The organism is uncultured Chitinibacter sp., from assembly GCF_945957625.1.
GTDB lineage: Bacteria > Pseudomonadota > Gammaproteobacteria > Burkholderiales > Chitinibacteraceae > Chitinibacter > Chitinibacter tainanensis.
In genome coordinates, this window is record NZ_CAMFLP010000018.1 from 1 (window position 1) to 15880 (window position 15880).

Sequence of the window (15880 nt, forward strand, 5' to 3'; positions counted from 1 at the left end):
GAAACTTGTTTTGTTTCGCTGCGTCATCAGCAGAGAGGCCGAACTATACCCACCCGCCTCGAACACGTCAACACCAATCCAACGAAAAACCGCCAACAAGTCGATAAGCGATTGATTTGCAAAGCAGCGAACACCAAAGAAAATCGCGCCAAACCAAGAGAAACAATCAGCCCCCCACGCCCAGCAACACCGCAGCACCAGCGCAAACACCGCCAAAACCCAGCCTAGAAACACCACAGCCCGCTGACGCGGGCTGTGTTTGGGGGCTGCTTTAGCTAATTGATACGCTGGCCGGATTACTCTGCGGCTTCTTCTGCCGTCTTTTCACGATTACTGCCGGCCACCATCTTGTATTCAAACAAGCGACATTCGAGTGGGCCATTAAACAGCACCGTCCGTTTACTGGCTTTCAGACGCATAAACTTCGGCAGATCCAGGTCTGCGGTGAGGAAATAAGCATTCCAACCGGCAAAGCGCTGCTTTAAGGTCGCCGCCCATTGCGGATACAGACTCGCGAGACGCTCTTTTTCATCCAGGCGCTCACCGTAGGGCGGATTGCACACCCAAACGCCGCTTGCTGCCGGCGCTTTGGCATCGGCGGCATTCAGCTGTTTCAGCTGAATGGCATCGGCCAGCCCTGCTGCTTCAATATTGGCCTTGGCATGATTGAGCACCGTGCTCGACACATCGCTACCATAGATCAGCGCATTGCTTTGCAATTCGGCCGCTTTGGCTTGCGCCCGTAATTGCTGCCAGAACTGATCGTCGTGCATCCGCAACTGCTGGAAGGCAAACGAGCGCCGCTGACCAGGCGCGATTCGGCGCGCAATCATTGCAGCTTCGATCAGGAAAGTGCCAGAGCCACACATTGGATCATACAAAGGCTGCTCAGGCGTCCAGCCGCTCAAGCTCAAAATGCCTGCGGCCAGATTTTCACGAATGGGCGCGTCGCCCGTTTCCACGCGATAGCCGCGTTTAAACAGCGCCTCACCCGAAGTATCGAGATACAGCGTGGCCATTTTGTGAGTCAGATAAAGGTGAATCCGCATATCCGGCTCACGAGTATCGACACTTGGACGATTGCCAGTTTTCAGGCGAAAGCGATCACAAATACCGTCCTTCACTTTCAGAGCAATAAAGTCGAGGCTACGCAGAGGCGAGCGCACCGCAGTCACTTGCACCTTGATGGTGTTTTCAACCGCAAACAGCTCGGCCCATTCGGTATCGCGGGCCAGACGGTATAGATCGTCTTCGTTGCGGTAGCTACGCTCGGTCAGCTTCCAAAGCACCCGACTGGCCACCCGCGAATGCAGATTGACCTTGTACATCAACGGCCATGGGCCGCTAAATGCCACCCCGCCATCGGTTGCACTAATCTGCTTAGCCTCGAGCGCTTGCAACTCCTGCACCAGCACTGGCTCCAGCCCGCGCGGACAAGGCGCAAAAAAATGAAATATTTGTAGCACTGCGTTTTCCTAAGAGTGACTGCTGACCACTGTATCTGCATTTGCGCCGCTTTGCTCGGTGCGGCGGCGGGTTTGCATGATCAATGGCGCCCAAGTTTCGCCGGGCCGTTTTTTCCGGGTGGTGAGCGTCAGCTCCGATGGGCCATACACATTGGTGTTGTGCGTCAGCGGCGTAGTGATCAGATATTGCGCCTGAGTGGCTTTCAGGAAACCACCGACCCGGTCAATATTGAAAATATCCAAGTGGGCAAAAGGCTCATCAATAAAGACAAAGCCGGATGGATTATTGTCATCCATCATCAGGCCAATCAGCAGAATCAGCGACTTCATCACCTGCTGACCACCCGAGGCTTCACCATCGTTCAGGCCCATCATGCCTTTCTGGTCAAAGTTAAACCGCGCCGTGAGGCCGGCTTGCGCCAGGACCACGTCATCGTTTTCCAGATGCGGCATATCCAACTCAACATCAATCCCAGCCAGATCACCCAGCCCTTTGATATTGCGGCCGTAGGCGCGAATCGTGGCGCGCAGCTTATTGATATAGGCCGCCCGCGCTTCATCGGTCAGTTCAGCCGTGCGCTCCACCTCTTGGCGATGCCCTTGCGCTTCATCTTCCAGCGCACCATAGTCGGCCACCAGCTTATCGCGGCGCTGGATGATGGTTTCGTCCCGCTCCCAATGCGCTTGCGTGAGTTGCTCTTGCTGGCGCTCGATAATGTGCTTCACCTCGGTGACGCTACGATATTCTTCTTTCAGCTGCGTGAGTACATGCGGCAACAGCCAGGCCGGCAGGGCCTTTTCATTGAGCACGCGAATCGCGCCAAGCTGGCGGCTGATCTCGTTGCGCTGGCGCGTGAGCTGCGCTTGCAGCTCATCCACCGCTCGGCGGAATTGATCGCGCTCGATTTCGATTTTTTGCGCGGCCAAGCGTAAATCGGCACGGCTTTCGCGCGAGGTTTCCAGTGCGGCTTGCGCGGCAGCTAGTTCGGCCCCCATGCGTTGCACTTCGGCCTGCTCGGCCGGGAAGCGCTCGGCCGCAGCAGCAAATTCAGCTTGGCGCGACGCCAATTGCAACACCGCCTGCATGCCCATCAGCTGCACGGTGATGCCCTGGATATCGCGCTGCACACTGGCAAGCTCGGTTTCCAGATCCAGCACCTGATCGTTCAGGGCCTTCAGGCGCAGCGCAATATCATTCAAGCGCGAATGACGTGCCGCCTCGCCAAAGGCGTATTCGCGGGTATCGATCCCAATGAAACGCGCACCGCGGCGTTCACGGTAATACCCCTCACGGGTAATCCAGTCCGAGCTCAGGCGGCTACCGGCTTCTACCGATTTCACGCGCTGAATGCCGTTCAGCTGACGGCTTAACCATGGGGGCACATTGGCTTTGAAATCGATGATTTCTAAAATCGAGCCCAGATTCGCCCGTGGCGCCGGTTCACGCTCGGACACGATGAAGTGGCGATAGCGCATCCGCTCACCCACTTCCCAGGCGCGCTGTTTGTCGGCTTCGCGCTGCAGCAAAATCAAATGCCGCGACGGCGCCAGCAGCGCCTCGACGGCATCTTGCCAGGCCGGATCGGTCACTTCGGTGATTTCGGTCAGCAGCTGATGCGGAATACCCGCCTCATCCAGCGCGGCGCGCATTTGCCGCACAAAATCGGGTGACGGCGCTTTACCAGCCTGCAGGGCAAACTGGGATTCGGACAATTGCTGCCGCTCATCGCGCGCCTGCTTCACCGCTAATTTGAGCTCGGCTTCTTTAACCTTCAGCTCGGCCAGCTGATCATTCAGCCCAATCGCGTCGGCGCCATGCTCACGCTCGGCCAACTCGCGCAGCTTTTCGCCCTCACGCATAATGCGCTCGGTATCGCGGGCGGCATCGCGCACCGCCTGAAAGCGCGCAAACAGCGCTTCGTAATCAGTTTTGCTTTGCTGCTCGCCGCTGAGGGTTTGATTGGCGGCGGTTTGTGCCACGGCCAGTCGCTTATCCAGCTGCCCCAGATCCGCGCGCTTGTGCCATAGATTGCGGCGCTGCAATTTATATTGCTGCACGGCATGGCGCAGGCCATCTTGCGCTTCGGCCACTTGCAGTGCCGGGATCACCTCGCGCTCTAGCCGTACCGTATCCGTACCCAGCGCACACCATTCGAGGTAGCTGCTAGCACGCAGGCGGAAACGCTCGACATCCAGCCCCAGCTGCGAGAGCTGCTGCTGCATTTTATCCAGCTCGCCCTCGGCCTCGCGCAAACGCAACTTGGCTTCTTGGTAATGGTCGAGAACTTCCTTGTCGCCAAAGACCTGAAACACCAAGTCGAGCAATGCCTTGGGGGAGTATTCGCACAACTTGTCCGTATCGCCTTGCTCCAGGGCCAATACCTCGGCAATTGCTGGTGTCAGGCCGGCTTGCTCCAACCGACGACGATAATCACCCACGCCCAGCCATTGCAGATTTTGCTCGGTTTGCCCATCCAGCGCCGCATCGCCCTCGGCGATTGCATACTGGCGCACCCAATCCCCGCCCTGCTTTTTAATCCGGCAGAACAGCGTGACGGTTTCACTGGTTAAGGGGAAAAACAGATACGGGAAAAAACCACCGCCGGTGCGTTTCGGGTTATTCACCACCGCGCGCAGCCAAGCGATGTTTTCCTTGTTATTACGCACATAGCGCTTGTAATCCCGCCGGCCCGAGCATTTCAACGCCAGCATGGTGCGCAATGCGTCCAAAAGCGTGGTTTTGCCCGAGCCATTCGGGCCAACAATGGTCACAATCTGAGCATCCAGCGGCACAGTGATGCGCTGCCAGAAATCCCAGTGCACCATTTCCAGGGTTTTGATCTGGAACATTAGTTTTCCTCCGCCTCACCCGCCAGCTTGGCGGCGGGCAATTGCAAGATATCCGCCAGCGCCCCATTGATAATGCGCGGAGCCAGTTTGGCGTAGTCGATCATCAAATCCAGCAGCGGGCCTTCAAAAATCATCCGGTTGCGGCGCACCACAAAGCCCAGTTTCGACAGCTGACCCAGATTGGTGGTGAAGCGCATTTTACCGCCCAGCACTTTGCCAAAATCGGCATACAGCGCGTCTTCCGATACGCCCTGGGCGACTTGCTCGCCGTGCTCGATCGGTTTTTCTGCGCCAAAGAGATCGCCCTGCTCTTCATTGCCGGCTTCCACCCGGGCAATTTGCCGTTCGCGTTTGGGCAGAATGATCAGCGCCCAGATCACCACCAGCAGGGCAATGCCATCGCGCGGCAGGCCCATATTATTGGAAAGCCAATTTTCGCCTTCGCCAAATACCCAGTCTTCCATCTGCGGCTGCAGCGCCACGGCGATGTGCTCGGCATAGGGGTTTTCCAAGAGCTGCAAGCCGCAATCGGCCAGACGATGCTCGAGTGATTCACGAAAAGCTTCATCGATCAGCGCGCGCCGCGCGAGCGGGTCTTTACGGGGAACAAAGCGCTGCGCCAATAGGCGCGCGACCAGAATATTCAGGGCTTGATCCATCTTGTTTGCAGCCTATTTCAAAGTGGATGCAGGCGGCCGGCACTGATGCTGGCCACCTCAGGGTGATCGGGTTCGTACAACTCGGTGTGAGCTTCCAGCCGCAGCGGTAGTTTCACAATGTCGGCCACCACGCTCTTCTCGAGCGCCGCCTCGGCATCGCCCAGCAGCGAGAGCAGCGAGAGGCGGTAAGCGGTTTCGTTGTACGTGGGTGCCAAGACGGCGGCGGGCAGGTCGCTGCCGGCGCCAAGTTGGGCCAGCTGATTCAACTCGTCGTACAAGGCCTCAGCCGCCAGCAGGCGCTCAGCTTCCACCGCGCCCACTTCCTGCGCAGCGGCGCTTTGCGGCATATCGCTGACGCTATTATCGGGCCGCTCGCGCTCGCAGATTTCAAATTCGGCAATATCGAGCAGAATGTCCGACACCACAAAATGCGGCTCGGGATGATACAAAATCAGATCGCGCCCCAATTCGGCCAGCGAGGCCTGCGTTTGCCGGCGCAGCCAGTCGGCCACATTGGTGGTAGAGAGGCCCGATTGCCCCAAATGCACGCGTTGCGAGGCTAGCTCGGAAAGACGGCGATGGAAGACCGACGTCAGCCGCAGCATCCGCGCCTGCGCCAGCGCAATGGATTGCGCCACCTGATACACCCGCTGATCCGTGGTTTCGTCAGTGAGCACGGCGCGGATGACATCGGTGCCTTTCTCGACCCATTGCCACACTTTTTCCAGCTTTTCGCGCGCAGCGCGAATTTGGAATTCGGATTGCGACTCAAGCGCCGCCTCGAAATCCGCATAGAGCTCGTTCAGCCGCGCCAAGAGATTGAGCAGCACTTCGTTAGAAACTTGCCCCAGCGATTGGCCGGCGGCCACCTGCGAAGTGAGATAACCGAGCTCGGCGTCGCCCTCGGCAAATTGCAGCATGGTGCCCAGCGAAGACAGCGCCACCCGGCCGGCCTCGGCCATACCGTACATTTGCTCGTCACTATCCCAAACCAAGAGGCCGTAATCGCGCAAACGTTTGAGGACGGTATCGAGCTTCACCTGATTGATATAGGCAAAGTGGGCCTGCAAATCTTGCGGCGACCAGCGCGGCGCATCGGCCCGCGCACCGATTTCGCGCAAGACAATCAGGCGGACAAAAACTTCATCTTCCCCGCCGCGAAACAGGGCGATCAGCGCATCAATATAGGTGCGCGCGCGCAACAGCTCGGCCACTTGCGGCAATTCATGCGGCACAAATCCGGGCTGGAAAAAATCGGAAAACAGATTTTCGTCTTGCATGGAGATGACAAAAAACAGGGATCAGCAAGACTAAAGGCAAACGAAGTGAAAAACAATGCCTTTAGCGGGAGGCTGGCTAGGCTGCAGCCAGAGAGAACCGCCTCGCGCCCGCCGGTCATTGCAACCGGTGGCCCGAGGCGGGATAAGGCTTAAACGATGTCCTCGTCGTTCGCCAGCGCCGCGGCTCGCGCGGCCAGCAAGGCTTCTTGCTCGGCTGCCAAGCGGGCCGCGGCGGCTTCGGCTTCTTCCTTGGCCAGCTTTTTCGCTGCATCGCGATAATCGGCGATGGCGTAGACCAGATCACGACAACCTTCACCGGTCAGACCAGCGATCACGAAGTAGCGGGGCTGTGCCGGATCGAAGGCGGCGTATTCATCCCGCTGCACATCTTCCCAGCCATAGGCTTTCAGGAAAGCCTGCACGCGCTCTTCACGCTCTTCTTCCGGAATCATGTCGACTTTATTGAGCACCAACCAGCGCGGCTTGTTGTAGAGCTCTTCGTCGTATTTGCGCAGCTCTTCGACAATCGCATTGGCTTCCGCCACCGGATCGGTATCCGGATCAAACGGTGCCAAATCCACCAGATGCAGCAAAATACCAGTGCGCTGCAAATGTTTAAGGAAGCGATGCCCCAGGCCCGCGCCTTCGGCCGCGCCTTCAATTAGGCCGGGAATATCAGCAATCACAAAGCTGCGATTGTCATCAATGCGCACCACCCCAAGATTCGGGTGCAGCGTGGTAAACGGATAATCCGCTACTTTCGGCTTAGCGGCTGATACCGCGCGAATAAAGGTCGATTTACCGGCGTTCGGCATCCCCAGCAAGCCCACATCGGCCAGCACTTTCAATTCAAGCTTCAGTTCGCGGCGTTCGCCTTCGGCGCCGGGCGTGGTTTGGCGTGGCGCGCGATTGGTTGAGGATTTGAAATGCAGATTACCAAAACCGCCTTGGCCACCTTTGGCCACCGCCACCCGCTGGCCATTGGTGGTCAGATCAGCGACGATTTCGCCGGTTTCGGCATCACTGAGCACGGTACCTACCGGCATGCGCAGCTCGATGTCATCACCGCCCTTGCCATAGCAATCGGCACCGCGGCCGTTTTCACCGTCTTTGGCTTTGTATTTGCGCACAAAACGGTAATCCACCAGGGTATTGATGTCTTCGTCGGCCACTGCCCACACCGTACCACCTCGGCCGCCATCGCCACCATCCGGGCCACCACGGGGCACGAATTTTTCCCGGCGCATACTGGCCGAACCATTGCCGCCCTTGCCGCCAATGACTTCGATTTTTGCTTCGTCAATGAATTTCATATGTGCTCTCCAGCTCAACAAGCCGGGGTATCGCCCCAAAAACAAAGTAATTTAACGCGCACCAGCACATACCCCTGCATGTACCTGTTAAATCACCTTGCTAGCCCACTAAAAGAAAAAAAGCCCCATCACCAGGATAGGGCTTTCCAAGCGAACCAGGAAAAAGCTTATGCTTCTTCGCCGGTGTATGGCAGTACAGTTACAGTGCGACGCTTCAGGGCGCCTTTCACTGCAAATTGTACATAGCCGTCAACTTTTGCAAACAGGGTGTGGTCTTTGCCCATGCCTACGTTGTCACCAGCGTGGAATTCAGTACCACGTTGACGAACAATGATAGAACCCGCAGGGATCAGCTCACCACCGTAAACTTTGATACCCAAGCGTTTGGCTTCTGAATCGCGACCGTTACGCGAACTACCACCAGCTTTCTTATGTGCCATGGTTCAGCTCCTTAATTACTTAACGATTTCGTCAATGCGAATTTCAGTGTAGTTCTGGCGATGGCCAGCACGACGCATGTAGTGTTTACGACGGCGCATTTTGAAAATGCGAACCTTCTCACCACGACCTTGAGAAATTACAGTTGCTTTGATGGCAGCACCGGCAACCACTGGGGCGCCAATTACAACCGCATCACCGTCTGCCACCATCAATACTTCATTCAGTACGATTTGGCTGTCGATGTCTGCAGCAATCTGTTCTACTTTAAGTTTTTCGCCGATAGCAACTTTATATTGTTTGCCACCAGTTTTTACGACTGCATACATAACAAGCTCCTAAGAGTTTGACCCAACGCGCCAGCGCACAATCCGCGCAGCGCGGCATCTCAAAATTGAGAATCGAGCATAGTAAGCGCATGTCCATGTAAAGTCAAGGACTTACCCAACACTTTTCCCGTGCCGCCACGGCAAGAATGGGCGCAAGAAGCCCATCTCTGCTAAAATCACGCGACTCAATGATTAACGGCCACGAGGCCAACAGCCCCAAGGGTAAGCACAGCGTGTCGATGCAGTTTGTCAAATCGGTCGTAGATGCCGACATGGCGCAAATGGATCAGGTGATCCGCGAGCGTCTTTATTCCGATGTCGTGCTGGTACGACAAGTGGCCGAGTATATTGTTTCATCCGGCGGCAAACGTCTGCGCCCCATGATCACCCTGCTTTCGGCGCAAGCTCTGGGCTACCAAGGCCGGCACCATCACGAACTGGCGGCCGTGATCGAGTTTATCCACACCGCCACCCTGCTGCACGACGACGTGGTCGACGAATCCAGCCTGCGCCGCGGCCGTGACACCGCCAATGCCCTGTTTGGCAATGCCGCCAGCGTGCTGGTGGGCGATTTTCTCTACAGCCGCGCCTTTCAGATGATGGTGAATTGCGGCTCGATGCGGATCATGGAAGTACTGGCCGACGCAACCAATGTGATCGCCGAAGGGGAAGTGCTGCAACTGATGAATATCGGCAATATCGACATCGATGAAGCCGACTACCTCAAAGTAATCCGCTACAAAACCGCCAAGCTTTTTGAAGCAGCCGCACGCCTGGGCGCCATCTTGAATCACAGCAACGCAGACACCGAAGACGCACTCGCTCGCTACGGCATGCACTTGGGCACCGCCTTTCAAATTATCGACGATGTGCTCGATTACTCTGGCAAACAGGAAGAAATTGGCAAGTCCTTGGGCGACGATCTCGCCGAAGGCAAACCGACCTTGCCACTGATTTTTATCATGCAACAAGGCGATAGCAGCGCCGCAGCACTGGTGAAAGACGCCCTGGAAAACGCCAAGCGTGAACATTTCCCCGCCATTCTGGCTGCCGTACAGCAATCAGGCGCACTGGATTACGCCCGGCAAATCGCCAGCGAAGAAGCCGCCCGCGCGAAAGCTTGCCTGAGTCACCTCCCCACCAACCCGCACACCGAAGCCTTGCTGGCGCTGGCTGACCTAGCAATTGCGCGCAATAGCTAAGCCAGACCAAGCCAACAAGAAAGCCGACAATAAAAAACCCCGCAGCGCGGGGTTTTTTATTGGCCAAATTACCGAGGCATTAAGCAGCTGGAGCAGCCACTTTACGCGCAGGCAATTTTTCCTTGATACGTGCAGATTTACCTGAACGATCACGGAGGTAGTACAGTTTGGCGCGACGAACGTCACCGCGGCGTTTAACTTCAATTGAAGCCACCAGTGGTGAGTAAGTTTGGAAAGTACGCTCAACGCCAGTGCCAGAAGAAATCTTGCGCACGATGAAGTTGCTGTTCAGGCCGCGATTGCGCTTAGCAATCACCACGCCTTCATAAGCCTGCAGACGTTCACGTGAACCCTCTTTCACTTTCACAGAGACCACAACGGTGTCACCTGGGGCGAATTCAGGGATAGATTTACCCAGACGGGCGATTTCTTCTTGCTCGAGTTGTTGAATCAAGTTCATTTTACTTCTCCTAGTGAGACCGTACCTTCTGACGCCGCGCCGGGCGCTACAGCCGATTGTTCACGCTGGAACTCAGCCAGAAGCCGTGCCTCTTCTTTAGATAACCGGCGCTCTTGCAGCAAATCTGGGCGACGCAACCAAGTGCGCCCCAGCGACTGCTTCAAACGCCAGCGCCTTATTGCGGCATGGTTCCCCGAAAGCAAAACCTCCGGAACCACCATATCGCGATAAACTTCAGGACGGGTGTAATGCGGACAATCCAGCAGCCCATCCACAAACGAATCTTCGACCGCACTGGCCGCGGTGTTTAACACCCCAGGCAGCAAGCGCGCCACCGCGTCGATCAGAATCATCGCGGGCAATTCACCCCCCGACAAAACATAATCGCCCACGGAAATTTCTTCGTCGACGTGCGCCTGCAAAACACGCTCATCAACACCCTCATACCGACCACACAGCAGCACCAGCGCCGATTTCTCGGCCAGCTGCGCCACTTTTGCATGCGTGAGCGGCGCGCCTTGCGGCGACATATAGACGGTATAGGGTTGCAAGCCGCTCTGAACTTGGCGCTGCTTGCAATACCCCAAGGCCTTATCCAGCGGCGCCGGCTGCATCACCATCCCGGGGCCACCACCAAATGGGCGGTCATCAACCCGGTGATAGTTGTCGGTGGTGAAATCCCGCGGATTGCACGTATGCAGCGCAATGGCATTTTGCTCAACCGCGCGCCGGGTAACCCCGTGCGCCGTGATCGCCGCAAACATCTCTGGAAACAGCGTCACCACGTCAAATTGCATGGCCGCACACCGGATTAATAATCCAGCCCCCAGTCAACCAGCATGGTTTTAGCCGGCAAATCGACATTCAGCACCACATGCCCCACAAAGGGAACCAAGCGCTCAACCCCATCCGCCTTCACCACGATGACATCATTGGCTCCGGTTTCGAACAAGCGATCGATCACGCCCAGGCTTTCGCCCTGCTGATTAACCACCTGCACGCCCACCAGATCAGCCCAGTAGTACTCATCGGCAGCCAAGGCCGGCATGGCACTGCGTGGCACCGCCACTTCGCACCCCTTGAGTGCAAAAGCAGCATCGCGATCCGCCACCCCCTCCAGACGCGCATTGAGCTTTTTCGGCTGCACATGCCCGTCCAAGACGGCTTTAGCTGACCAACGGCCATCACGCCCGACCCACCAGGTTTTGTAATCCAGCAAGCTATCCGCATATTGCGTATCAGCCACTAGACTTACCCAGCCTTGAATACCAAAAGCCCCGCTGATGTAGCCCATCACCACCAGATCTTCTGGCACCTGCTGGGCCTCGATCGACGAGGCTTTAGAATCTTTCACCACGGAAAAATCAGGCAGCTACTTTAGCTTGCTTGATCAGACGCGCTACGGTGTCAGTAGGTTGCGCGCCCACGCCCAGCCAGTAGTTCAGGCGATCAGCAACAAAGCGCAGTTCTTCAGCAGCACCAGAAGCTTGTGGATTGTAGAAGCCAACGCGCTCGATGAAACGACCATCGCGGCGGTTGCGAGAATCAGTCACCACAACATTGTAGAACGGGCGATCTTTTGAGCCACCACGAGCAAGACGAATCACGACCATAATAAAACCCAATCATTGAATAAATAAAAATAAGCTCGCAATCATGCCAGATTACTCGACAGATCGCAAGCCCATACAACGGCAAGCCATCGGCTCGCCACAGTTACATCCCCGGCATCAAGCCCTTGAGTCCACGCATCATTTTCATCATGCCGCCACCCGAGAATTGCTTCATCATCTTCTGGGTTTGCTCAAACTGCTTCAGCAGGCGATTGACCTCCTGCACCGACACCCCCGCCCCCGCGGCAATCCGCCGCTTGCGGCTCGCCTTCAGGAGCTCAGGCTTGCGCCGCTCTAGCGGCGTCATTGAATTAATAATCCCTTCAATCCGCGCCACCGCCTTATCGGTCATCTGGCTATCGGCCATCGAGGCCAGATTACCCGGCAGCTTATCCAGCAACGCGGACATACCGCCCATTTTTTTCATTTGCTGAATTTGCGCCTTGAAGTCTTCCAGATCAAAGCCCTTGCCGGACTTGACCTTCTTCATCATTTTCAGCGCTTCGGCTTCATCAACGCTGGCTTGCACATCTTCGATCAGCGACAACACATCGCCCATGCCCAGCACACGACTGGCCATACGGTCGGGATGGAAAGGCTCCAGACCGGTCAGCTTCTCGCCCGTACCCAGGAATTTAATCGGCTTACCGGTAATATGTCGCACCGACAGCGCGGCACCACCACGGGAATCACCATCCATCTTGGTAAGCACCACCCCCGTGAGCGGCAGCGCTTCATTGAATGCCTGCGCGGTATTCACCGCATCCTGCCCTTGCATCGCATCAACAACGAACAAGGTTTCCACTGGTTTCACCGAAGCATGCAAAGCCTTGATTTCCAGCATCATCGCTTCATCAATTGCCAGACGACCGGCCGTATCGACAATCAACACATCAAAGAAATGGCGCTTAGCATAATCAATCGCCGCCAGCGCGATATCTACTGGCTTTTGCGACACATCAGAAGGAAACCACTCCACTTCCAGCTGCTGCGCCAGGGTTTTCAGCTGCTCGATCGCGGCCGGACGATAGACGTCCGTCGACACCAGCAATACTTTCTTCTTCTGGGTTTCTTTGAGTAACTTGGCCAACTTGCCCGAGGTAGTGGTTTTACCCGCCCCCTGCAAACCCGCCATCAAAATAACCGCCGGGGGCTGCGCGGCCAGATTCAATGCATCGTTTTGCGCACCCATCAGCTTGGTGAGCTCTTCGTACACCACACCGATGACGGCCTGCCCCGGCGTAAGGCTGCCAACCACCTCACGACCCTCTGCTCGCACTTTGACGTCAGCGATAAACTGCTTCACCGCCGGCAGCGCCACATCGGCCTCCAGCAGAGCCATCCGCACTTCGCGCAGTGCATCCTTGATATTGTCGTCAGTCAGACGGGAATGCCCCCGCAGGGTTTTCACCACACTACCAAGGCGGCCAGACAGATTTTCAAACATGCAACGATTCCTTGAGCTGTTACTGCCGCAGGGGCAATCACTCTGTTAGACTTAATTCTTTGCCATTTTACCCTAATTGCCGTGCTGACTCTGCTTGCACTGCTGGCTTTCTGCATTTACCTGCTACTCGGCTGGCATTTTTGCCAGCTACGCCTCGCCGGCCGCGCCCTGCTGCGCGCGCCAATCGCAACGGTCTTACTCGGCGTAGGCTTACTTTGCCACGGCGCAGGCTTATTGCACGCGATTGCCGGCCCCACCCCCACCTTTGGGGCAGCCCAAGCATTATCACTCACCGCCTGGCTAGCTCTGGCCATCTATGCCAGTGGCCAAAAACGACTACAGCTCGCCGGCATTGAGCCCCCCTTAATGGCTTTCGCTGCCGGCTTTATCGGGCTGGCGCTACTACTGCCCGCAGGCCACACCCCCAGCTATCAAGCCAACCCGCTCTCTCAGGCGCACTTCTTTTTGGCGATGCTGGCACAGAGCTTGATTTTTATCGCCGCTGGGATCGCCGTATTGATGCGCATGACCGACAGCACCCTGCATCATCACACCAGCAAACTACTCGCTCGCACCCTCCCGCCACTTTTGACGCTAGAGCGCCTACTTTTCGCGACCCTAGACACGGGTTTTATCGCCCTGACCCTAGCACTGATTGCCGGCGCCATCATGAATAGCCAGCAACTTGGGCAATGGTTTAGCTGGAATCACAAAACCGTATTTGGCTTGCTGTCGTGGATCATTTTTGCAACTTTATTACTAGGCCATCATCTTCGCGGCTGGCGCGGACGCTTTGCCGCCAACTGGGCGCTAGTCGGCTTTGCCTGCCTGTTACTAGGCTATATTGGCACCCGTATTGCTCTAGAAGTCTTTCTACACAAGGCTTAGCGCAAGATACCTCTACTCAAACAGCCGTACCCCACCTGGCGAACCATCCCACACTCCATCAGTACCACTCACAAGCCACGTTGCAACATTTCATTAGCATAATGTGATGCAGATGCTACGCATTCGAAAGTCATCTGCTAGACTTGTAAAGATTATGGTTATATTGAGCTTGCTTTGTCCGCAACGTACGGATCAAGCCTTGATCGCATTGGAGTGATTTTTCTGCCATGAGCACCCCGCACATCTCAGGCCTCGCCCGTCTGCTCGTCCAGCATGGACGTCTCAGCGAAACCGACGCCGAAGCTTTGCAGTCGGCCGCCAGCAGCAGCAAAACCTCGTTCATCGAACAATTAACCCAAAGCCGCAAACTTAGCGCACGTGAAATCGCCGAATTTTCTTCGCAAACTTTCGGCTATCCACTGCTTGACCTCGATCGCATCGATACCAGCTACCTGCCGCAGGGCGTACTGGATAACAACATCATGCGCTCTCAACGCCTGGTGCCCCTATTCAAACGCGGCACTAAGTTGTTTATTGGTTTGTCTGACATCACCAATCTGGAAGCCATCGAAAAAGTTCGCTTTCAGACCAACTCGCAAGTCGAGCCCATTATTGTTGAGGACAACAAACTTGTTAACCTCCTCAACAAGACCATTGAGGCGTCAGGCGCCAACTTCAAAGACATTGTCATTGACGAAGCCGACCTTGAAATGGCAGGCGGCGACCCTGAGCCAAGCAGCAACGACGCGCAAATGGGGCAGGAAATTGACGATGCCCCAGTCGTTAAATATCTGCAAAAGATCTTGATGGATGCCATTAACGGTGGCGCTTCAGATATCCACTTTGAACCGTTCGAAAAGTTCTATCGCATCCGCTATCGGGTGGATGGGGTGCTGCGCGAGGTAGCGCAGCCACCACTGGCGATCAAAGAGAAAATTTCATCGCGGATTAAAGTCATATCCAAACTGGATATCTCAGAAAAGCGCATCCCGCAAGATGGCCGGATGAAGCTGGTTCTGTCCAAATCGCGGGCGATTGATTTCCGGGTTTCTACCTTGCCGACGATGCACGGCGAAAAAATCGTAATGCGGATTTTGGATCCGTCCTCCGCCACACTGGGCATTGACGCTCTTGGATATGATCCTGACCAGAAAGCCATTATCCTTGACGCAATTCAACGGCCGTACGGCATGGTACTGGTTACCGGCCCTACGGGCTCGGGCAAAACCGTATCGCTGTATACCTGCCTAAATCTACTCAATAAGCCAGATATCAATATCTCGACTGCCGAAGATCCGGCCGAGATTAACCTCCCCGGCATCAACCAGGTTAACGTCAACGACAAAGCCGGCCTAACCTTTGCTGCAGCACTAAAAGCTTTCTTGCGTCAAGATCCCGACATCATCATGGTGGGGGAGATTCGCGACCTTGAAACTGCAGATATTGCAATTAAAGCCGCCCAAACCGGCCACATGGTGTTTTCAACCCTCCACACCAATGATGCGCCGACGACGCTGACGCGGATGCTGAATATGGGTATTCAGCCCTTCAATATTGCCTCATCCGTGATTTTGATTACCGCGCAACGTTTAGCTAGGCGGCTGTGCAGCTGCAAAAAACACGTAGATATCCCCAAGCAAGCGCTACTCGATGCGGGCTTCACAGAAGCCGACCTCGACGACACATGGCAGCCGTATGGTCCAGTTGGCTGCGATATCTGCAAAAACACGGGCTACAAAGGCCGCGTGGGCATTTATCAAGTCATGCCCATCACGGACGAAATCAATCGCTTGATTATGAATCACGGCAACGCGATTGACATTGCCGACCAAGCGCGCAAAGAAGGCGTTCTTAGCCTGCGTGAAGCCGGTCTGCGTAAAGTTAAACAAGGCCTTACTTCGCTAGAAGAAGTCATGGCCGTCACCAATACCTAAT

16 protein-coding genes are annotated in these 15880 nt (G+C 55.9%); 4 read left to right on the forward strand and 12 right to left on the reverse strand.

What is annotated here, in order from left to right; all coding sequences use genetic code 11:
- Positions 1-228: hypothetical protein (locus tag QV747_RS15345; protein ID WP_273432289.1), on the forward strand; the 228-nt coding region annotated here is incomplete at its 5' end.
- A 68-nt stretch (positions 229-296) separates the two neighbouring features.
- Here QV747_RS15345 and QV747_RS15350 read toward each other — a convergent pair.
- From QV747_RS15350 to rplU, 7 genes are all read right to left on the reverse strand, one after another.
- Positions 297-1466, reverse strand: coding sequence for a class I SAM-dependent RNA methyltransferase (locus QV747_RS15350; protein ID WP_273432291.1), 1170 nt, complete (start codon positions 1464-1466; stop codon positions 297-299).
- Positions 1467-1475: 9 nt separating this feature from the next.
- Positions 1476-4316 carry an AAA family ATPase gene (locus tag QV747_RS15355; RefSeq protein WP_273432293.1) on the reverse strand — a complete coding sequence of 947 codons (2841 nt, stop codon included), beginning with the start codon at positions 4314-4316 and terminating at the stop codon, positions 1476-1478.
- Positions 4316-4975, reverse strand: a complete 660-nt coding sequence (locus QV747_RS15360) for a hypothetical protein (RefSeq protein WP_028448434.1) — start codon at positions 4973-4975, stop codon at positions 4316-4318. Before QV747_RS15360 ends, QV747_RS15355 begins: the two co-directional genes overlap by 1 nt.
- A 17-nt stretch (positions 4976-4992) precedes the next feature.
- Positions 4993-6255, reverse strand: a complete 1263-nt coding sequence (locus QV747_RS15365) for a hypothetical protein (protein WP_028448433.1) — start codon at positions 6253-6255, stop codon at positions 4993-4995.
- A 149-nt stretch (positions 6256-6404) separates the two neighbouring features.
- Positions 6405-7568: a GTPase ObgE gene (gene obgE / locus QV747_RS15370; protein ID WP_028448432.1), complete on the reverse strand. Its 1164-nt coding sequence runs from the start codon at positions 7566-7568 to the stop codon at positions 6405-6407.
- Between the two features lie 167 nt (positions 7569-7735).
- A complete protein-coding gene (rpmA, locus tag QV747_RS15375; RefSeq protein WP_028448431.1) occupies positions 7736-8008 on the reverse strand; it encodes a 50S ribosomal protein L27 in 273 nt (90 codons plus the stop codon).
- A 15-nt stretch (positions 8009-8023) separates the two neighbouring features.
- Complete coding sequence (gene rplU, locus QV747_RS15380; RefSeq protein ID WP_028448430.1) at positions 8024-8335, reverse strand: 50S ribosomal protein L21; 312 nt, start codon at positions 8333-8335, stop codon at positions 8024-8026.
- Positions 8336-8523: 188 nt separating this feature from the next.
- Here rplU and ispB point away from each other — a divergent pair, with 188 nt between their 5' ends.
- A complete protein-coding gene (gene ispB / locus QV747_RS15385; protein ID WP_273432298.1) occupies positions 8524-9537 on the forward strand; it encodes an octaprenyl diphosphate synthase in 1014 nt (337 codons plus the stop codon).
- Positions 9538-9616: 79 nt separating this feature from the next.
- On the opposite strand, the gene rplS is transcribed toward ispB, so the two are convergent.
- The 5 genes from rplS to ffh all read right to left on the reverse strand — a co-directional run bounded on the left by rplS (position 9617) and on the right by ffh (position 13057).
- A complete protein-coding gene (rplS, locus tag QV747_RS15390) occupies positions 9617-9997 on the reverse strand; it encodes a 50S ribosomal protein L19 (RefSeq protein ID WP_028448428.1) in 381 nt (126 codons plus the stop codon).
- Positions 9994-10794 carry a tRNA (guanosine(37)-N1)-methyltransferase TrmD gene (gene trmD, locus QV747_RS15395; RefSeq protein WP_273432301.1) on the reverse strand — a complete coding sequence of 267 codons (801 nt, stop codon included), beginning with the start codon at positions 10792-10794 and terminating at the stop codon, positions 9994-9996. Before trmD ends, rplS begins: the two co-directional genes overlap by 4 nt.
- 14 nt (positions 10795-10808) lie before the next feature.
- Positions 10809-11354 (reverse strand): ribosome maturation factor RimM, encoded by a 546-nt coding sequence (gene rimM / locus QV747_RS15400; RefSeq protein ID WP_288791538.1) that lies wholly within the window; start codon positions 11352-11354, stop codon positions 10809-10811.
- Positions 11355-11361: 7 nt separating this feature from the next.
- Positions 11362-11610: a 30S ribosomal protein S16 gene (gene rpsP, locus QV747_RS15405; protein WP_028448426.1), complete on the reverse strand. Its 249-nt coding sequence runs from the start codon at positions 11608-11610 to the stop codon at positions 11362-11364.
- Between the two features lie 103 nt (positions 11611-11713).
- Positions 11714-13057, reverse strand: coding sequence for a signal recognition particle protein (gene ffh, locus QV747_RS15410; protein WP_273432304.1), 1344 nt, complete (start codon positions 13055-13057; stop codon positions 11714-11716).
- Positions 13058-13138: 81 nt separating this feature from the next.
- Here ffh and QV747_RS15415 point away from each other — a divergent pair, with 81 nt between their 5' ends.
- A complete protein-coding gene (locus QV747_RS15415; RefSeq protein ID WP_273432306.1) occupies positions 13139-13945 on the forward strand; it encodes an inner membrane protein YpjD in 807 nt (268 codons plus the stop codon).
- 227 nt (positions 13946-14172) lie between these two features.
- Positions 14173-15879 (forward strand): type IV-A pilus assembly ATPase PilB, encoded by a 1707-nt coding sequence (gene pilB, locus QV747_RS15420; RefSeq protein ID WP_034618539.1) that lies wholly within the window; start codon positions 14173-14175, stop codon positions 15877-15879.
- Position 15880 lies beyond the last annotated feature (1 nt).